21 protein-coding genes are annotated in these 16,242 nt (G+C 34.1%); 18 read left to right on the top strand and 3 right to left on the bottom strand.

The genetic code is table 11. The features are described from left to right. Nucleotides 1–45: 45 nt before the first annotated feature. The 14 genes from Q0845_RS01575 (at nt 46) to mgtE (ending at nt 12,849) form a co-directional block, all read left to right on the top strand. Nucleotides 46–978 (top strand): bifunctional riboflavin kinase/FAD synthetase, encoded by a 933-nt coding sequence (locus tag Q0845_RS01575; protein ID WP_298508099.1) that lies wholly within the window; start codon nt 46–48, stop codon nt 976–978. After that, nucleotides 968–2,404 carry an HTTM domain-containing protein gene (locus tag Q0845_RS01570; RefSeq protein ID WP_298508096.1) on the top strand — a complete coding sequence of 479 codons (1,437 nt, stop codon included), beginning with the start codon at nt 968–970 and terminating at the stop codon, nt 2,402–2,404. Before Q0845_RS01575 ends, Q0845_RS01570 begins: the two co-directional genes overlap by 11 nt. Nucleotides 2,405–2,421: 17 nt before the next feature. After that, nucleotides 2,422–3,294 carry an AraC family transcriptional regulator gene (locus Q0845_RS01565; RefSeq protein WP_298508093.1) on the top strand — a complete coding sequence of 291 codons (873 nt, stop codon included), beginning with the start codon at nt 2,422–2,424 and terminating at the stop codon, nt 3,292–3,294. A 92-nt stretch (nt 3,295–3,386) separates the two neighbouring features. Continuing rightward, nucleotides 3,387–4,064, top strand: a complete 678-nt coding sequence (locus Q0845_RS01560; RefSeq protein ID WP_298508090.1) for a peroxiredoxin-like family protein — start codon at nt 3,387–3,389, stop codon at nt 4,062–4,064. Then, on the top strand, nt 4,051–4,434 hold the full coding sequence (locus Q0845_RS01555; protein ID WP_298508088.1) for a DoxX family protein: 384 nt from the start codon (nt 4,051–4,053) through the stop codon (nt 4,432–4,434). Before Q0845_RS01560 ends, Q0845_RS01555 begins: the two co-directional genes overlap by 14 nt. Then, nucleotides 4,424–4,804, top strand: a complete 381-nt coding sequence (locus Q0845_RS01550) for a hypothetical protein (protein ID WP_298508085.1) — start codon at nt 4,424–4,426, stop codon at nt 4,802–4,804. Before Q0845_RS01555 ends, Q0845_RS01550 begins: the two co-directional genes overlap by 11 nt. 276 nt (nt 4,805–5,080) lie before the next feature. Continuing rightward, nucleotides 5,081–6,352: a serine--tRNA ligase gene (gene serS, locus Q0845_RS01545; RefSeq protein WP_298508082.1), complete on the top strand. Its 1,272-nt coding sequence runs from the start codon at nt 5,081–5,083 to the stop codon at nt 6,350–6,352. 351 nt (nt 6,353–6,703) lie between these two features. After that, nucleotides 6,704–7,324, top strand: coding sequence for a hypothetical protein (locus tag Q0845_RS01540; RefSeq protein WP_298508080.1), 621 nt, complete (start codon nt 6,704–6,706; stop codon nt 7,322–7,324). A 47-nt stretch (nt 7,325–7,371) separates the two neighbouring features. Beyond that, complete coding sequence (locus tag Q0845_RS01535) at nt 7,372–7,758, top strand: VOC family protein (RefSeq protein ID WP_298508078.1); 387 nt, start codon at nt 7,372–7,374, stop codon at nt 7,756–7,758. A 134-nt stretch (nt 7,759–7,892) separates the two neighbouring features. Next, nucleotides 7,893–9,686, top strand: coding sequence for a tetratricopeptide repeat protein (locus Q0845_RS01530; protein ID WP_298508075.1), 1,794 nt, complete (start codon nt 7,893–7,895; stop codon nt 9,684–9,686). Nucleotides 9,687–9,957: 271 nt separating this feature from the next. After that, on the top strand, nt 9,958–10,272 hold the full coding sequence (locus tag Q0845_RS01525) for a DUF4286 family protein (protein WP_298508072.1): 315 nt from the start codon (nt 9,958–9,960) through the stop codon (nt 10,270–10,272). 10 nt (nt 10,273–10,282) lie between these two features. Further along, nucleotides 10,283–10,726, top strand: a complete 444-nt coding sequence (locus Q0845_RS01520; protein ID WP_298508069.1) for a hypothetical protein — start codon at nt 10,283–10,285, stop codon at nt 10,724–10,726. 1 nt (nt 10,727) lies between these two features. Beyond that, nucleotides 10,728–11,510, top strand: a complete 783-nt coding sequence (rsmA, locus tag Q0845_RS01515) for a 16S rRNA (adenine(1518)-N(6)/adenine(1519)-N(6))-dimethyltransferase RsmA (protein ID WP_298508066.1) — start codon at nt 10,728–10,730, stop codon at nt 11,508–11,510. Further along, complete coding sequence (gene mgtE / locus Q0845_RS01510; RefSeq protein ID WP_298508063.1) at nt 11,497–12,849, top strand: magnesium transporter; 1,353 nt, start codon at nt 11,497–11,499, stop codon at nt 12,847–12,849. The genes rsmA and mgtE overlap by 14 nt, the downstream gene beginning before the upstream one ends. Nucleotides 12,850–12,899: 50 nt before the next feature. Here mgtE and Q0845_RS01505 read toward each other — a convergent pair whose 3' ends face one another. The 3 genes from Q0845_RS01505 to Q0845_RS01495 all read right to left on the bottom strand — a co-directional run bounded on the left by Q0845_RS01505 (nt 12,900) and on the right by Q0845_RS01495 (nt 13,701). After that, the gene (locus tag Q0845_RS01505) at nt 12,900–13,085 is read right to left on the bottom strand and encodes a hypothetical protein (RefSeq protein WP_298508061.1); all 186 of its coding nucleotides are present in this window, start codon (nt 13,083–13,085) and stop codon (nt 12,900–12,902) included. A 186-nt stretch (nt 13,086–13,271) separates the two neighbouring features. Next, nucleotides 13,272–13,445 carry a hypothetical protein gene (locus tag Q0845_RS01500; protein WP_298508058.1) on the bottom strand — a complete coding sequence of 58 codons (174 nt, stop codon included), beginning with the start codon at nt 13,443–13,445 and terminating at the stop codon, nt 13,272–13,274. A gap of 76 nt (nt 13,446–13,521) precedes the next feature. Beyond that, the gene (locus tag Q0845_RS01495) at nt 13,522–13,701 is read right to left on the bottom strand and encodes a class I lanthipeptide (protein ID WP_298508055.1); all 180 of its coding nucleotides are present in this window, start codon (nt 13,699–13,701) and stop codon (nt 13,522–13,524) included. 205 nt (nt 13,702–13,906) lie between these two features. Between Q0845_RS01495 and Q0845_RS01490 the strand changes: the two genes are divergently transcribed. Genes Q0845_RS01490 through Q0845_RS01475 form a run of 4 tightly spaced genes read left to right on the top strand, consistent with a single transcriptional unit; the run spans nt 13,907 to nt 16,188 of the window. After that, entirely contained in the window at nt 13,907–14,428 is a 522-nt protein-coding gene (locus Q0845_RS01490) for a GNAT family N-acetyltransferase (RefSeq protein ID WP_298508052.1), read from the top strand. A gap of 19 nt (nt 14,429–14,447) precedes the next feature. Next, complete coding sequence (locus Q0845_RS01485; protein ID WP_298508050.1) at nt 14,448–14,813, top strand: cupin domain-containing protein; 366 nt, start codon at nt 14,448–14,450, stop codon at nt 14,811–14,813. Nucleotides 14,814–14,818: 5 nt separating this feature from the next. Next, nucleotides 14,819–15,757 (top strand): 2-hydroxyacid dehydrogenase, encoded by a 939-nt coding sequence (locus Q0845_RS01480; protein WP_298508047.1) that lies wholly within the window; start codon nt 14,819–14,821, stop codon nt 15,755–15,757. 8 nt (nt 15,758–15,765) lie between these two features. Further along, nucleotides 15,766–16,188, top strand: coding sequence for a LuxR C-terminal-related transcriptional regulator (locus Q0845_RS01475; protein WP_298508044.1), 423 nt, complete (start codon nt 15,766–15,768; stop codon nt 16,186–16,188). Nucleotides 16,189–16,242: the final 54 nt, after the last annotated feature.

Below are 16,242 nucleotides of genomic sequence, written 5' to 3'. Positions count from 1 at the left end.
ATTTTTTGTAAAAGAATTAAATAGTTTTGTAAAAAAGACTGCCCAGTGAATACCATTGATTTTTTTGACGCATACAAAGCCGAAAATCCCTCCGCAATTACTATTGGAACCTTTGATGGTGTTCATGTTGGACATAAAAAGATCATCGAAAATCTGATTGCAAAATCAGACGGACTCGATACAATGTTGTTAACCTTTTTTCCGCATCCGCGAATGGTGTTACAACAAGACAGCAATATAAAGTTGATTAATACGATTGAAGAACGCATTCAACTGCTGGAAGCAACCGGACTTGACACTTTGATTATTTATCCATTCAACAAAGAATTTTCACGATTGAAAGCTCGCGATTTTGTACGCGATTTTCTAATAGATCACTTAAATCTTAAAAAAATCATTATTGGATACGATCATCGTTTTGGAAGAAATCGTACCGCAAATATTGATGATTTACGCGAGTTTGGACAAGCATTCGATTTTTCTGTATCCGAAATCAAAGCCAAAGAAATTGACGATATTACCATTAGTTCAACCAAAATCAGAAGAGCATTAAACGAAGGCGATATTACAACAGCCAATACATATCTTGGATATGAATTTATGTTAACCGGAACTGTGATTTCTGGAAAAGGTTTGGGAAATACAATCAATTTTCCAACAGCAAACATTCATATCAAAGAAGATTACAAACTCGTTCCTAAACAAGGTGTGTATTTTGTAAAAAGTGAGCTTGATGGCAATACTGTTTTTGGAATGATGAATATTGGTACCAATCCTACTGTAAAAGGTACGAGCGAAACTATTGAAGTTCATTTCTTTGATTTTGATCGTGATATTTATGAAGAAAAAATTCAAATCCGATTGATCAAACGTTTACGAGACGAACAAAAATTTGACTCTATTGAAGCATTACAAGCTCAATTACACAAAGACAAACAAACATCTTTAGCACTAATTCAAAACTATCATGCTGAATAAATTTCTTTTCAAACAAGTAGATAATACATCACTCGTTGTATTTCGAGTGTTTTTTGGCTTACTCATAGGTTTGGAAGGATTTGGCGCAATTTTAACAGGTTGGGTAAAACGGACGTTTATTGATCCTGACTTCACCTTTCCTTTTATAGGATTTGAAGGCGTTTTGACACCGATACAACAAGCATTAAAACAACCATTATTAGATTTTAATTTATTCGGGATAGAAAGCTTGAATATGGCAGACTACTCCTATGGTTTTTACTTCTATTTTGCTTTGATGGGAATTTGCGGTTTTTTAGTCATGGTTGGCTATAAATACCGCTGGAGTATTGGAACGTTTACCGTATTGTGGACTACTGCGTATTTGATGCAAAAAACCTCATACAACAATCATTACTATTTATTGATTTTGTTGTGCGTGTTTATGTGGATTGTTCCTGCGCATCATTACCTTTCGGTAGATGTGAAAAAGAATCCTACATTGAAAAATATTTACATGCCCAATTGGGTTGTATGGATATTCATATTGCAATTATTCATTGTATATACGTATGCTTCGATTGCCAAAATGTATCCCGATTGGATTTCAGGAGAAGTCACCACAAACTTAATGGCAGGACGAAAAGATTTGCCAATTGTTGGCGGGTTTCTGCAACACAAATGGATTCACTATACGTTGGCTTATGTCGGTGTTGGATTTGATTTATTAGTAATTCCTGGATTGCTCTGGAAACGAACACGTGTATTTTTCTTTGTCTGTTCTGTGGTTTTTCACTTATTCAATTCGTTTGTATTACATATCGGAATTTTCCCATACATGTCGTTGGCGCTTTGTATTTTCTTCTTTGAACCAGAAACCATTCGCAATATATTCTTGAAGAATAAAAAAGTCTATCGAGGAAAAGAGATTCCTAAAGGAAAGGAAATAGACACAGAAGATGAAATCATCTTACCGCCGTACAGAAAAGTGGTAATTCCAATATTTGTCATCTACTTTATGTCTCAAATTCTATTGCCATTGCGTCACTGGACATTTGAAGACGACGTATTATGGACAGAAGAAGGACATCGTTTGAGTTGGCGTATGATGTTACGTTCCAAAGCTGGCTATATTCAATTAAAAGTGATCGACAAAGAAAGTAGGGATAGCACGTATATAAATCCTGTTACCTATGTGACGCCAAAGCAAGCAGCACGTGTTGCTGTAAAACCAGACATGTTGTGGCAATTTGTGCAATTTTTGAAAAAAGATTATGCCAAAAAAGGAACTGATATTGAAGTCTATGCAGAAGGCCGTGTTCGTGTGAACAATCATCCTTACCAAAAACTTTTTGATCCAACTGTAAATCTTGCCGAAGAAGAATGGTCGCACTTCTCGCATCATGATTGGTTATTACCTTTTAAGAGTAAGTACAAGAAGAAATAACTTTCTGCGATCCAATTATGGCAAATGACATTGAAAATATTGTATTCTCTAGGTTTGTAAAACAACCGATTCCATTTGAATTTATTTCTATAGAAACCTTACGCGATCGCTGCGAAGAAAGTGCGTACGACTTGTCAAAACCACATCGTATAGAATTTCATGCACTCATTCTTATTACCAAAGGAGAAAGCACGCATACCATCGATTTTAAAGAACAAAAAATCTTTCCAGGCATTGTGTTGCCCTTAACCAAAGATCAAGTGCATGCGTTTAGCAAAGAACGTGCTACGGATGGATTCGTGATTTCTTTTGAAGAAAGCTTCATTACACAAAACATAAGTGAAAAGAATTTGTTTCACTTCTTACAGATGTACAATACGCCAAGTGTATATATTGGCGAAGAAAATTTACAGGTAATTCAGCCTTTTTTGACATTGCTTAAAAGTCTGCACAAAGAAGAGAATTTAAACATGAAATCTGAGATGATTCATTCAGCATTCATGACACTTTTATTCAAAATAAAACAGCTTTCAGTCTATCAGCACAAAACATTCGAAAGTAAACGTTTTAAAGATTTCCTTTCCTTTAAGCTACTTATCACACAACATTACGAGGAGAGTCATAATGCAAAAACCTACGCAGAAAAACTGAACGTTTCTTATAAATACCTAAACGATATTTGTAAAGAAATTAGTGGAAAAACTGCCAAAGCCTTTCTCGATAGTTGGTTATTATTAGAGATTAAACGAACCATTTCGGAACAAAAATATACTTCGCAAGAAATTGCCTTTAAAATGGGCTTTAATGAACCATCAAACTTCATTCGGTTCTTTAAAAAATATACCCAAACTACACCAAAACAGTTTTTAAAACAACTCACAGAAATATAGATCGGTTAGAGATTGACTATTTTTAAAAACACATAGATAATTCATTTTGTGCATTGTAGAAATACATTTGTACCAACAAAAAAAATGAATCTATGAAATTACAAGAACAGTTAAAAGCAGTCAGAGATGCAACTATGGCACGTATGCCAAAATCTGTCATTGATACGTTTACGAATAGCATTGAAAATATTCGCAACGATCAATTACAACAAAAAGCATTACAAGTTGGCGACACCATTCCAAACATTCCATTAATTGACAATTACGGAAACAGTATTGATCTCAAAGAAATACAACAAAATGAATTCTTAATTCTCAACTTTTATCGTGGTGGTTGGTGTCCTTATTGCAATATGGAATTGCGGGAGTTTGAACGTTTGCGCGATGCATTTAAAAAAGCAGATACTGATATTGTTGCCATTAGTGCAGAACTTCCACAACTCGCAACACAAACAGTACAAAAAAATACAATCTCCTATCCTATTCTGACCGATAGAAATGCTGCTTTTATGAAAGCCATCGGAATTGTATTTGAACTTGATGAAGCTTCAAAGAAGGAATTTGACAACTTCGGAATGGACTTCTCTAAAATTCACGGAAATCACAATAATCAATTGCCCGTACCTGCAATTTATGTGATCGATCGCCATCAAAAAATAGTCTTCATTCACTTTGAGGCAGATTATATGACACGCATGGAACCTTCCGAATTACTAAAAACATTAAAAATGATCAATTATTCTAAAAACAAACACTATGAAAACAACTAAAATTATCTATTGGATTTCCACAGGATTGCTCTGTTTATTATTCTTTGCAGGCGCTATGATGTATCTTTTTAACTATCCGAGAGCAGAAATGTTTTTCAACAATTTAGGTTTTCCGGCGTGGATTATCTATCCACTTGCTTTTTTAAAAATAGCTGGCGCAATTACGGTAGCAACCAAATGGAATCTATTTTTAAAAGAATTGGCATACGCCGGATTTTTGTTTGATGCCATTCTTGCCTTAGTCGCACACTTAATGGTAGCAGATGATGAATATCTATTTTCCGGAATTGCGTTGGTATTCATTACAATTTCTTGGATCTATGATCGAAAAGTATATGGAAACTTAAAACATGTGCAACATGAAGCATAAAACAGAAAACGGCTTGCAAGAAACTATCGAAAAACTGATCAAAGCAGGGACAAGTTTTGACTTAGTAGCGCTTGATGAATTGTATCACGAAGATTTACAAATTATCATGTTTACTGCTGAAAAACAGAAAATGTTGGCTAACAAAACTGCTTTTATGGAAATGTTTGCCGCAAAAAAAGAAGCCAATGAGCAAGATTTAAATACCTGGTCAGCAATTCATCACATACAAGTAAAGGGCGATACAGGCTTGGTAATTCTTGATCGGAAAGTAAATTTGACAGGAACTGAAAACTTAATCAACTTAATGATTGATTTCATTTGGAAAGACAATCGTTGGCAAGTGACACGAGAAGTTATATTGACTCCATAAAGTATGCTGAAAAATAATACAGCTTTTCTCTTAATTTGATTATTTTTGTGGCTTCATTAATCCGTGCGTTAAGGATTGACACGATATCCTTTTTGTTATGAATTGTCATTACGAGGAGCAAACGACGAAGTAATCTGTTTCTTTTAAACAGATTACCACGACAAATTCAAAAATTTGTCTCGCAATGACAACATCAAAAAGATATAGCTGAAAGCCCGACCGAAGTACACTGAGCGGAGCAGAAGTGTACGAAAGAAACGCCATAAACATAACAAAATGTTACAATTACAATTTATTAGAGACAACAAAGCGGAAATTATTGAAGCTTTGAAGAAAAGAAATTTTGATGCCACTGAAGTTGTGAACGAAGTTGTTTCGCTTGATGAGGCGCGTAGAAGTTTGCAAGTTGAGTTAGACAATACATTAGCTTCCTCTAATAAATTATCCAAAGAAATTGGACAGTTATTTAAGAGTGGAGAACGCCAGAAAGCAGAGATTTTACGCGAAAAAAGTACGCAGTTAAAAGCTAAAGCGGAAGGATTAAAAACAGAATTGAAAACTAAGGAAGAAGCACTTCCAGAACTTTTATATACGATTCCGAATGTACCAAATGCTTTGGTGCCAGCTGGAAATAGTGAAGATGACAACGAAGAAGTATTTCGTGCAGGCGAGATTCCAACCTTACATGACAATGCACAACCACACTGGGAATTGGTGAAAAAATATGACATCATCGATTTTGAACTTGGAAATAAAATAACGGGAGCTGGATTTCCTGTATATAAAGGAAAAGGTGCGCGTTTGCAACGTGCATTGATTCAATATTTCTTGGATAAAAATACGGATGCTGGATATACAGAATACCAAGTACCGCATTTGGTAAATGAAGCTTCTGGTTACGGAACAGGTCAGTTGCCAGACAAAGAAGGACAAATGTATCATGCAACTGGCGACAATTTGTATTTGATTCCAACAGCAGAAGTGCCTGTCACGAATATGTTTCGTGGCGATTTGCTAAAAGCAGAAGATTTGCCAATTTGCTGTACAGGATATACGCCATGTTTTAGACGTGAAGCTGGAAGTTATGGCGCACATGTTCGTGGTTTGAATCGTTTACATCAATTTGACAAAGTAGAAATTGTACGTATTGAACGTCCGGAAGATTCATATGCTGCTTTGGATAGTATGGTAAATCATATCAAAGAAATTTTGGAAGAATTGAAGCTTCCATATAGAATTTTACGTTTGTGTGGTGGCGATTTAGGATTTACTTCTGCACTAACCTATGATTTTGAAGTATTTTCTACGGCACAAGATCGTTGGTTGGAAATCAGTTCGGTTTCTAACTTTGAAACCTTCCAAGCCAATCGTTTAAAGCTGAGAATCAAGGATAAAGACGGTAAAAAGCAGTTAGCACATACCTTAAATGGAAGTGCATTGGCCTTACCGAGAGTTTTAGCTGGAATTATAGAAAATTACCAAACGGAAAACGGAATAGAAATTCCTGAAGTCCTGCGTAAATACACAGGTTTCGACGTGATTTCATAAATATAAAATCATCAAAAACTATTATTTTTTAAACACCGACACTGTATTTTGTCGGTGTTTTTTGCTTTTTATCGATGATTTGTATACGTTTGTAATCCCAATTTTTAAACCAAAATATGTACGTCAATCCATAGATTAATAGCTAGTACGTAACATATTCGAGCTTAACACAAAATGCTATATACCCAAACCTAGTTTTTAAATAGTTGAATCTATGGAATTTATTTATAGCTGATAGAAATGCCGAAGCAATTGCTTCGGCATTTTGATTTTTAATGCACATACTTATTACTTTTTCCTAATTTAGCTTCCAAGCAACGAAAATTACACAAACAATTTTGCGCTTAAAAAATGAAATCCAACGTAGAAATTCAAAAAATCAAAGAATTAAGAGATCGATTATCGATCCCGCTAAATGCTGCCATTGAATTCATCAATGAGTATAATGGCGACATCGCACTTTGTGAACAAGAATTTCATAGAAACAATATCAATACAATTTGCAGACTTGCAGAATGTGATGAAGAAACAGCCGAAAAATATTATCGTATATGTAAGTTCAGCATAGAAAAAGCAATCAAGAAAATCAATGAAAAATTATTTTTTCTTACAGCCACTCCAAATCAACCGATACACAAAATAGGATTTATTTTATGGGCTGAAAACGATAGTCTTGATAAGTACAGGACGAATGATAAGAGTTTATTCATTCAAGCTAAAGACTTTGACTATATTATCGATGTTTTTAAATCGGTATATCCAATAAAAGACAATCGAGGAGAAATAGAACATTCCTTTGACATTCTAAGCAATAATTATTTTGACAACAAAACAGGTCGAATCATTGTAGATCGCATGTCAAAAATTAAAACCAAAGACGAAGGTGTTGAACTCTTTTTACGAAACGTAATCAAATGGTTTAAAAGTAAATTACGATACGCAGATTACATTGTCATCTATGGAAATTTGTAAATAGCACTACTCAAATATTAAACTTCCTCAAAAACCTTAATACCATTATGAATATTCAACGCATTGATCATTTCGTCTTAACCGTACAAAATATTGAAAAAACAATTGAGTTTTATACAAACATTCTTGGAATGAAGGTAATTACGTTTGGTCAAAATAGAAAAGCATTGACTTTTGGAAATCAAAAAATAAATCTTCATGAAAAAAGAAAAGAGTTTGAACCAAAAGCACAGCATCCAACCTGTGGCTCTGCAGATATATGCTTTATCGTTTCTGAAAACATTGAACAGGTAAAAACAACAATAGAAAATAAAGGCATTACCATCATCGAAGGTATTGTGGACAGAACTGGTGCTACAGGAAAAATTAAATCTATCTATCTAAGAGATCCAGACTTAAATTTGATAGAGCTAAGTAACTATGTTGAATATTAATTTTTTAATACGCTCAAAAATTACAAGTTCACGATATCAAACAAATCTAAAAGTGCGTCAGCGTGATCTAACAATCTAACAACATTACAATTTATTTAACATACTTTATAGTATCTTTGAAGAAAAGCTTTTTTATGCGTTATATTCTATTCATCATCTTCAGTTTGGCAATGTGTACACAAACATTGGCACAAAGTGATGCCTTGGCGCAACAATATTACGAAAAAGGAGAATACAAAAAAGCCATTGTCGCTTTTGAAAAACTCTATAAAAAATCGCCGCGTAAAGTCAATTATTTCATGGGAATGGTCAATAGTTATCAGCAAATGGAAGATTTTGATACTGCTGAAAAATTATTGCTAGAAGAAATTGAAAATCCTAAGCTAAAGCGCTTAAACCCTATTTTATTGGTGGAAGCAGGTTTTAATTACGATTTAAAACGCGATTCTGTTAACGCCAATATTTATTACGAAAAAGCCGTAGCTCATACCGAACAAAAAGTGACAGCTTCTTATGGCATTGGACGTGCATTTGAGAAAAAGTCGTTGCTAGATTATGCTTTGCGTGTCTACAAACATGCTATGGAAGTAAATCCAAACTATAATTTCTTAAATAATATTGCTAGAATTTATGGTGAAAAAGGAGACATTGAAAAAATGTTTTCTAGCTATTTAGATTTGATCAAAGATCGTGTAGAACAAAAAGGATATGCACAACGCATCATCAGTCAGTTTTTACGAAACGATCCCAATGATGAAAACAATACACTCTTTCGAAAATTACTTCTCAAACGCAATCAGGAAGAACCCAATTTATTGTGGAACGAATTGCTAAGTTGGTTATTCATTCAGCAAAAACAATACAAAAGAGCCTTTATTCAAGAGAAAGCTATTTATATGAATGGCGATTATTCTCTTCAGCGAATTTTTGAATTGGCAAACTTAAGTATTGAAGACAACGACAAAGAAACAGCACGCGAAATTTTAAATTATATCATTGAGAAATCTACGCAAGACAGCACTATTATTCGTGCATCTCAAAGCTTACTTCAGTTAGATATTGAAGCAGTAACAGATGGAAACTATGAAGCTATTCAGCAACGATTTGAAGAATTACTTGCGCAATACAAACGTAATTTTAGAACCATTTTATTGCAACGTGATTATGGAAACTTTTTAGCATTTCAAAAAGACGATCCGCAAACTGCCATTACCTATTTAAAAGAAGCGTTGGAATTAAAACTTACCTTACGTCAGCAAGCGGTTGTAAAATTAGCTCTGGGCGATATTTTGGTATACAAAGAACAATTCAATCAAGCATTGATTTACTTTTCACAAGTACAAAAAGCTTTGAAAAATGATGTTACAGGGCAAGAAGCACGTTTCCGCGTAGCACGTACAAGTTATTATAAAGGTGATTTTGAATGGGCAGAAACGCAACTCAAAGTATTAAAATCGTCAGTATCACAATTAATTGCGAACGATGCATTGCAATTAAAGTTGATTATTTCTGATAATTCTTTGGAAGATTCTACACAAACTGCTTTGAAAAAATATGCCAAAGCCGATTTGCTATACTATCAAAAGAAAGAAACGGAAGCCATTGAAACGCTTGAAGATATTTTGCAAAATCACAAAGGAGAAAAAATCGAAGATGAAGCTTTGTTAATGCAAGCACAGCTCTATGAAAAACGTGGCGAATTTGACAAAGCACGTTTAAACTACAAGAAAATCATTGAGTTTTACAAAGAAGATATTTTGGTAGATGATGCGTATTTCGCGATGGCAAAACTCTATCTCAATCAGTTTGACGATCCCGAAAAAGCCAAACAATTCTTTGAAGAAATCATTTTCAATCATCAAGACAGCATTCATTATGTAGAGGCGCAAAAAGCGTATCGCAAACTGCGTGGTGATTCTGTGAATTAACTAGCTTAAGCTCTATAAATCTTTTCCTTAAAAATACATTAGTAAAATCTAACTCATAAATGTCAAATCGAGCGCAGTCGAGATTCAATAAAAACAATTATTTTCTTTAGCTTCTCGACTGCGCTCGAAGTGACAAACAATTAATATTATTAGGCTAACCACTTAATTTAAGATTTTTTCTTAAACTTTAGCTAAATATTGAATTCAACAAAGTTTCGGTGTGTAATTCAGCTTAAAACCGTAATTTTGCACTTTATTTCAAAACTTACGTATGTACATTTACAATGTAACAGTCAACATTGACGATAGCGTTCATGAAGAATTCTTAATCTGGATGAAAAAACACATTCCAGACGTATTGGCTACAGGAAAATTTACCGAAGCTCGATTTTCGCAAGTATTAGTCGACGAAGAAAATGGCGGAACTACCTATTCTGTGCAATACACTGCAAAATCTAGAGCTGATTTAGATGCGTATTATGCAGAAGATGCACCGCGATTACGAGCAGAAGGCATGAAAAAATTTGCCGATAAAATGCTAGGATTTCGTACCGAATTGAAAATAATAGAAGATTTTAAAGCGTAAAGAAAAGAAGATGAAGGAGAAAAAATATTATTCGCAATTGGCATACTTTATCAAAGCGATTCTCATTATTATCGTCATTGGTGTATTCTTTTATATTGCCACAGAACTTTCAGATAAAATTGCAGAGGTATTAAGTATTAAGTTTCGTAAAAACTTAGTGTTTATCGAATATCTAGTCAACATTTCTGTCGGTATTATTTCTTTTCTTTTAATCTTAATCATCCTACTGAGAGGAAAACCTCAAATTACACTTACAGGTACTACGATACGAACCAATCGTTTCAAAAAGAAGTTTGACGAATTAAAATCATATCATCCAAGCAAAGGCGGAAGTGAACCTTATGTAATTTCTAAAGAAGGAAAACAATACGATTTAGAGCTTTCATGGTTTTCTAAAAAAGATCAAAAAGAGATTGAAGCCTTTCTCATAGATCGCATCAATACCATACAATAATATGACGGATAAAGTAAGAGCTAAAAAACATTTAGGACAGCATTTCTTAAAAGATGAAGAAATAGCGCAGCGCATTGCAGATACGCTTACGCTGAATCGTTATGAAAATGTCTTAGAAATTGGTCCAGGAATGGGTGTTTTGACAAAATACTTGCTTGAAAAACCGATCAAAACGTATGTATGTGAAATTGATACAGAATCAGTGGCGTACTTACAAGCGCATTATTTGCAGCTTTCAAATCGAATTTTAGAAGAAGATTTCTTAAAATATAATCTCAAAAAAACATTCAACGATGAACCTTTTGCGATTATTGGAAACTTCCCGTACAATATTTCCACACAAATTGTATTCAAAACACTCGAAATGCGCGATCAAATTCCAGAATTTAGTGGTATGTTTCAAAAAGAAGTAGCGCAACGTATTTGTGCGCCACATGGAAACAAAACCTACGGAATTCTTTCGGTATTGACGCAAGCATTTTATCATGCAGAATACTTATTCACCGTGCCGCCAAGTGTTTTTAATCCGCCGCCAAAGGTAGATTCTGGCGTAATGCGACTCATTCGAAAAGAAAATTATACACTTCCATGTGAGGAAAAATTATTCTTTAGAGTTGTAAAAATGGCCTTTCAACAACGAAGAAAAACACTTCGTAACAGTTTAAAAACATTCAATCTATCTGATAATTTAAAAGAAGATACTATCTTTGGGCTGCGACCTGAACAACTAAGTGTTCAAGGATTTGTAGATTTAACCATCAAGATAGCGAATGACTCCATTTAAACTTAGCAATGAGCTCATAGAGCAAGTACAAAGCTACGTTGAGCAAAAAAAAGATTCGGAACTTCTAATATTGTTAGAAGAGCTGCACTATGCGGATATCGCAGAGATTATTGATGAACTACATCTTGAGGAAGCTACGTATATTATTAAGCTACTTGACAGTGAAAAAACATCCGATATTCTTACGGAAGTTGACGATGATGTACGTGAAAAAATTCTGGAAAATCTATCTGCCAAAGAAATCGCAGAAGAAATTGACGAACTCGATACGGATGATGCTGCAGATATTATTTCCGAACTTTCAGACGAGCGAAAGCAAGCCGTAATTTCGGAATTAGAAGATAAAGAACACGCCAAAGAAATTGTAGAATTACTTCGTTATGATGAAGATACTGCTGGTGGATTGATGGCGAAAGAATTGGTAAGTGCCAATGAAAACTGGAATGTGCTAACCTGCGTAAAAGAAATGCGCAAACAAGCAGAAGAAGTAACACGCGTACACTCTATTTATGTAATTGATGATGACGGAATTTTAAAAGGACGTCTTTCTCTCAAAGACTTACTAACTACTTCTACCAGAGCACATATCAAAGATGTGTACATTCCAAAAGTAGATTATGTCAATGTAAATGACGAAGCGGAAGAAGTTGCTAGAGTCATGTCAAAATACGATTTGGAAGCCATTCCTGTGGTCGATGAAATGAAACGATTGGTTGGACGTATTACGATTGATGATATTGTAGATGTGATTCGTGAAGAAGCTGAAAAAGATTACCAATTGGCTGCCGGTATTACACAAGATGTAGAAGCCGATGATAGCATTTGGGAACTCACACGCGCACGTTTGCCTTGGTTATTTTTAGGACTTTTAGGTGGAATTGGCGCCGCAGCCATTATGGAAGGTTTTGACAAAATGTTAGAAAACTATTCCATTCTATTCTTTTTTACACCATTAATTGCCGCTATGGCAGGAAACGTAGGTGTACAATCGAGTGCAATTATTGTGCAAGGTTTAGCAAATGACGACATAAAAGGAAGCATTAACAATCGTTTGTGGAAAGAAATGCTCTTAGCCTTGTTAAACGGAATTGCTTTAGCCACCATCTTATTTTTGGTGGTTTGGATTTGGAAAGAAAACCCTATTGAAGCCTTGGCAATATCAGTTTCATTAGTCGCTGTAATTATAGTAGCAGGAATCATTGGTACATTTATTCCATTATTTTTAGACAAAAGAGGCATTGATCCGGCCATTGCTACAGGACCTTTTATTACAACAAGCAATGATATCTTTGGAATTTTAATTTATTTCCTCATTGCAAAACTTATTATTGGTATCTAAAAAAAAGCGAACCGAAGTCCGCTTATTTTAGTAGTACACTTCTATAAATTCTAACACGCAAATAAGCTACCGCATGAAAAGTTGATTGAAGGATGGCAAATAATTGCTGCAGAAGTACACAACGTATCTGCTTGTGTTTTTACAGTCATTCCTCCTTTAACTGCATTAGAATTTTTTCCGTTTAATTCAGACACTACTGATTTCTTTAATGATAATGTTTTAAAACTTTTTTTCATAATATATATTTTTTTTGATTTAATATAAATTTACATAAAATGAAAACCTATTAAGTACGGTAAAGCCTTACTATTGCTGGATAGTATGTTAAATAAAACACAAAAGCGAACTATAAAAGTCCGCTTTAATTATTGAAAAAAAAGAAGTGAAATCAAATTCACTTTATAAAATAATTGTAATGCTTACTAGCAAACAAATTCCGTAAAACATCTCACTTGTTTTGTAATACAGTTTCCAATAGTATTACACGCTGTATTTCCTGGTGAGCTATTTCCACCTTTAACTTCTCCTGCTTTTTTAGCTCCTAATTCTGAGATTACGGCTTTATTTAGTTTTAAACTCTTTGTTTTTGTTTTCATAATAATGGATTTATTGTTTAAAATAGTTAAGAAAGCGAACTAAAGTCCGCTATCATCATGTACTATATAGGTCTTATTAACAAGGACCGTTAAATGATTGATGAGGACAATTCCAACCTGTTAAACATCCTTGTTGATTTGTGTGGCAGAATGTTCCAGCTCCAGTTTTTCCTCCTTTAACTTCTCCAGCACTTTCAATACTTAATTCTGATACTACTGATTTGTTCAACTTTAAATTTTTACTGTGTTTCTTCATAATATTATATTTTTTAAATCGTTAATGATGAAACAAATGAAATACTAAATTTGAAGAGAAAAAAGAGAAGTAAACCGTGATTATCGAATTAACGTGTTGAAAATCAGAAATATATTTGAGCAAATTCAAAATTATAACAACCTAAATATCAAATACATACAACAAAACTAAGCCGATAATTATCGAATTCAAGGTTCAAAAAGGAATGGAAAATCACACAATTAGAAAAGCGGTTCCCGCAGACGCAAAATTTATATCGTTACTAGCAAAAATTAACTTTTCTGAATCCTTCGGTAATTTATTTGCTTCCGAAGAAGAACTCCGCCTGTATATTGACAAGAAATTTTCCGTGGAAAGAATGACAGATTCGCTTAAAAAGAGTGAAAATGTTTTTTGGATTGCCTATGTAAAAACACTTCCCGTTGGATACGCAAAATTAAAAAAAGATATTCCAGTTCCCGATACAGGCTATGACGAAGCAGCTGAGCTTCAAAAAGTATATATCCTCAAAGATTATATTTTGGAAGGAAACGGTTTGAAACTTAAAATAGATTTTTTTGAAGAAATTCAAAAGCTCAGTATCAAACGTGTTTGGTTAAAAGAACTTCACACGGACCAACGTGCAATAAATTTTTACAAAGAGCGCGACTTCCACAAACATCACACACAATCATTTACCATCGGAAAAGAAGATTTTGTTTTCAATATTATGATGAAAACATTCTAAAATCTCGTAATTTAGTTGCATGAACGCAATTAACATCAAAGACAAATTTAAACTCGTTGACACACAATGGCATCCACGCCAAATTGCTACTGTTGACGATATGCAAGTGATATTAGCCAAAATTCAAGGTGAATTTGTATGGCACTCACACGAGGACGAAGACGAGCTTTTTCAAGTGGTTAAAGGAACCTTATTTATGAAGTTTCGTGACAAAACCGTTACGGTCAATGAAGGTGAAATTATCGTAGTTCCCAAAGGTGTAGAACATTGTCCTGCAACCAAAGATGATGAAGAAGTACATTTATTACTTTTCGAAAAACTTTCTACGGCACATACTGGCAATGTACAACACGAAAAAACGCAAACTGAATATCCAAAAATATAGTACACGTGAATATATTACACCTCGATGAAAATCATCCATTGCTAAAGACTCAATTTGCTGAACTAGGACATATGAATCATGAAGATTATACGTCGAGCAAGGCTGAAATTGAAGCGAAAATTCATAGGTATGATGGTTTTATCATTCGCAGTCGATTCAAAGTTGATGCAGCATTTCTAGCAAAAGCAACCAAACTGAAATTTATAGGTCGTGTTGGTGCTGGATTGGAAAATATTGATTGCGAGTTTGCTTCTGCACAAGGAATCAAACTAATTTCTGCTCCTGAAGGCAATCGAAATGCAGTTGGTGAGCATGCGTTGGGAATGATACTATCATTATTCAACAAACTCAACAAAGCAGACCGAGAAGTACGCGCTGGAAAATGGTTGCGTGAAGCCAATCGTGGTGTAGAACTCGATGGACAAACAGTTGGAATTATTGGCTATGGAAATATGGGAAAAGCCTTTGCAAAAAAGTTACGTGGTTTTGACGTTGAAGTGCTTTTTTACGATTTAAAAGATGGTATCGGCGACGAAAATGCAACACAAGTTTCTTTGGAGGAATTGCAAAAACGTGCGACAGTTTTAAGTTTACACACACCACAAACGCCATTGACAATGAATATGATCAACAAAGAATTCATTGCAGCATTTCAGCATAATTTTTGGTTCATCAATACGGCGCGTGGAAAAAGTGTTGTGACACAAGATTTAGTAGAAGCATTGCAATCTGGGAAAATCTTAGGCGCTGGATTAGATGTTTTAGAATATGAAAAAAGTTCGTTTGAAAATCTATTCAATGATCAAAAAATACCTGCTGCTTTTCAATATTTAATTCAGGCAGAAAATGTATTATTATCACCGCATGTTGCTGGTTGGACTATAGAAAGTAAAGAAAAATTAGCGCAAACCATTGTAGACAAATTCAAAGTTCATTTTCATTAAATGTACAAATGAAAAAAACGATTTTCATATTTGGTGTACTCATCATTGCATTATTGGCATTGTTTCAATTGAGTCAATATTCATTAATTTCAAAAAATACTTCTATTGAATATATTATTGGCGGAATTGCTATTGTCTTCTTTTTTGTTGGATTGTACATTAACAAAAGAAAATCCAGCACCAATACTATAACTCCATCAATTGAAATTGACACCAAAAAAATTGAAAATTTAGGACTCAGCAAACGTGAATATGAAGTTTTATGTGAGCTTGCCAAAGGACATTCTAACAAAGAAATAGCTTCGCTCCTATTCGTATCCGAAAGTACTATAAAAACGCATGTTTCTAACGTGTATACAAAACTAGATGTAAAACGCCGTACACAAGCCATTCAAAAAGCAAAAGAATTAAATATCCTGCCTAATTTATAAAGCGATTTCACAGAATGACAATCAATCTTATACGAAACATATCCTATCTTGAAT

This window comes from uncultured Kordia sp., assembly GCF_947489565.1.
Classification (GTDB): domain Bacteria; phylum Bacteroidota; class Bacteroidia; order Flavobacteriales; family Flavobacteriaceae; genus Kordia.
Note: the sequence above shows the minus strand (reverse complement) of the source record. Positions and strands in the feature narration are given on the sequence as shown.

Coding starts and splice junctions, on each gene's coding strand:
- Q0845_RS01525 (WP_298508072.1), top strand. CDS start 9,958: ATGTACATTTACAATGTAACAGTCAACATTGACGATAGCGTTCATGAA.
- Q0845_RS01505 (WP_298508061.1), bottom strand. CDS start 13,085: ATGAAAAAAAGTTTTAAAACATTATCATTAAAGAAATCAGTAGTGTCT.
- Q0845_RS01540 (WP_298508080.1), top strand. CDS start 6,704: ATGAAATCCAACGTAGAAATTCAAAAAATCAAAGAATTAAGAGATCGA.
- Q0845_RS01565 (WP_298508093.1), top strand. CDS start 2,422: ATGGCAAATGACATTGAAAATATTGTATTCTCTAGGTTTGTAAAACAA.
- Q0845_RS01550 (WP_298508085.1), top strand. CDS start 4,424: ATGAAGCATAAAACAGAAAACGGCTTGCAAGAAACTATCGAAAAACTG.
- Q0845_RS01560 (WP_298508090.1), top strand. CDS start 3,387: ATGAAATTACAAGAACAGTTAAAAGCAGTCAGAGATGCAACTATGGCA.
- Q0845_RS01520 (WP_298508069.1), top strand. CDS start 10,283: ATGAAGGAGAAAAAATATTATTCGCAATTGGCATACTTTATCAAAGCG.
- Q0845_RS01535 (WP_298508078.1), top strand. CDS start 7,372: ATGAATATTCAACGCATTGATCATTTCGTCTTAACCGTACAAAATATT.
- Q0845_RS01530 (WP_298508075.1), top strand. CDS start 7,893: ATGCGTTATATTCTATTCATCATCTTCAGTTTGGCAATGTGTACACAA.
- Q0845_RS01490 (WP_298508052.1), top strand. CDS start 13,907: ATGGAAAATCACACAATTAGAAAAGCGGTTCCCGCAGACGCAAAATTT.
- Q0845_RS01555 (WP_298508088.1), top strand. CDS start 4,051: ATGAAAACAACTAAAATTATCTATTGGATTTCCACAGGATTGCTCTGT.
- mgtE (WP_298508063.1), top strand. CDS start 11,497: ATGACTCCATTTAAACTTAGCAATGAGCTCATAGAGCAAGTACAAAGC.
- rsmA (WP_298508066.1), top strand. CDS start 10,728: ATGACGGATAAAGTAAGAGCTAAAAAACATTTAGGACAGCATTTCTTA.
- Q0845_RS01570 (WP_298508096.1), top strand. CDS start 968: ATGCTGAATAAATTTCTTTTCAAACAAGTAGATAATACATCACTCGTT.
- Q0845_RS01495 (WP_298508055.1), bottom strand. CDS start 13,701: ATGAAGAAACACAGTAAAAATTTAAAGTTGAACAAATCAGTAGTATCA.
- serS (WP_298508082.1), top strand. CDS start 5,081: ATGTTACAATTACAATTTATTAGAGACAACAAAGCGGAAATTATTGAA.
- Q0845_RS01485 (WP_298508050.1), top strand. CDS start 14,448: ATGAACGCAATTAACATCAAAGACAAATTTAAACTCGTTGACACACAA.
- Q0845_RS01475 (WP_298508044.1), top strand. CDS start 15,766: ATGAAAAAAACGATTTTCATATTTGGTGTACTCATCATTGCATTATTG.
- Q0845_RS01500 (WP_298508058.1), bottom strand. CDS start 13,445: ATGAAAACAAAAACAAAGAGTTTAAAACTAAATAAAGCCGTAATCTCA.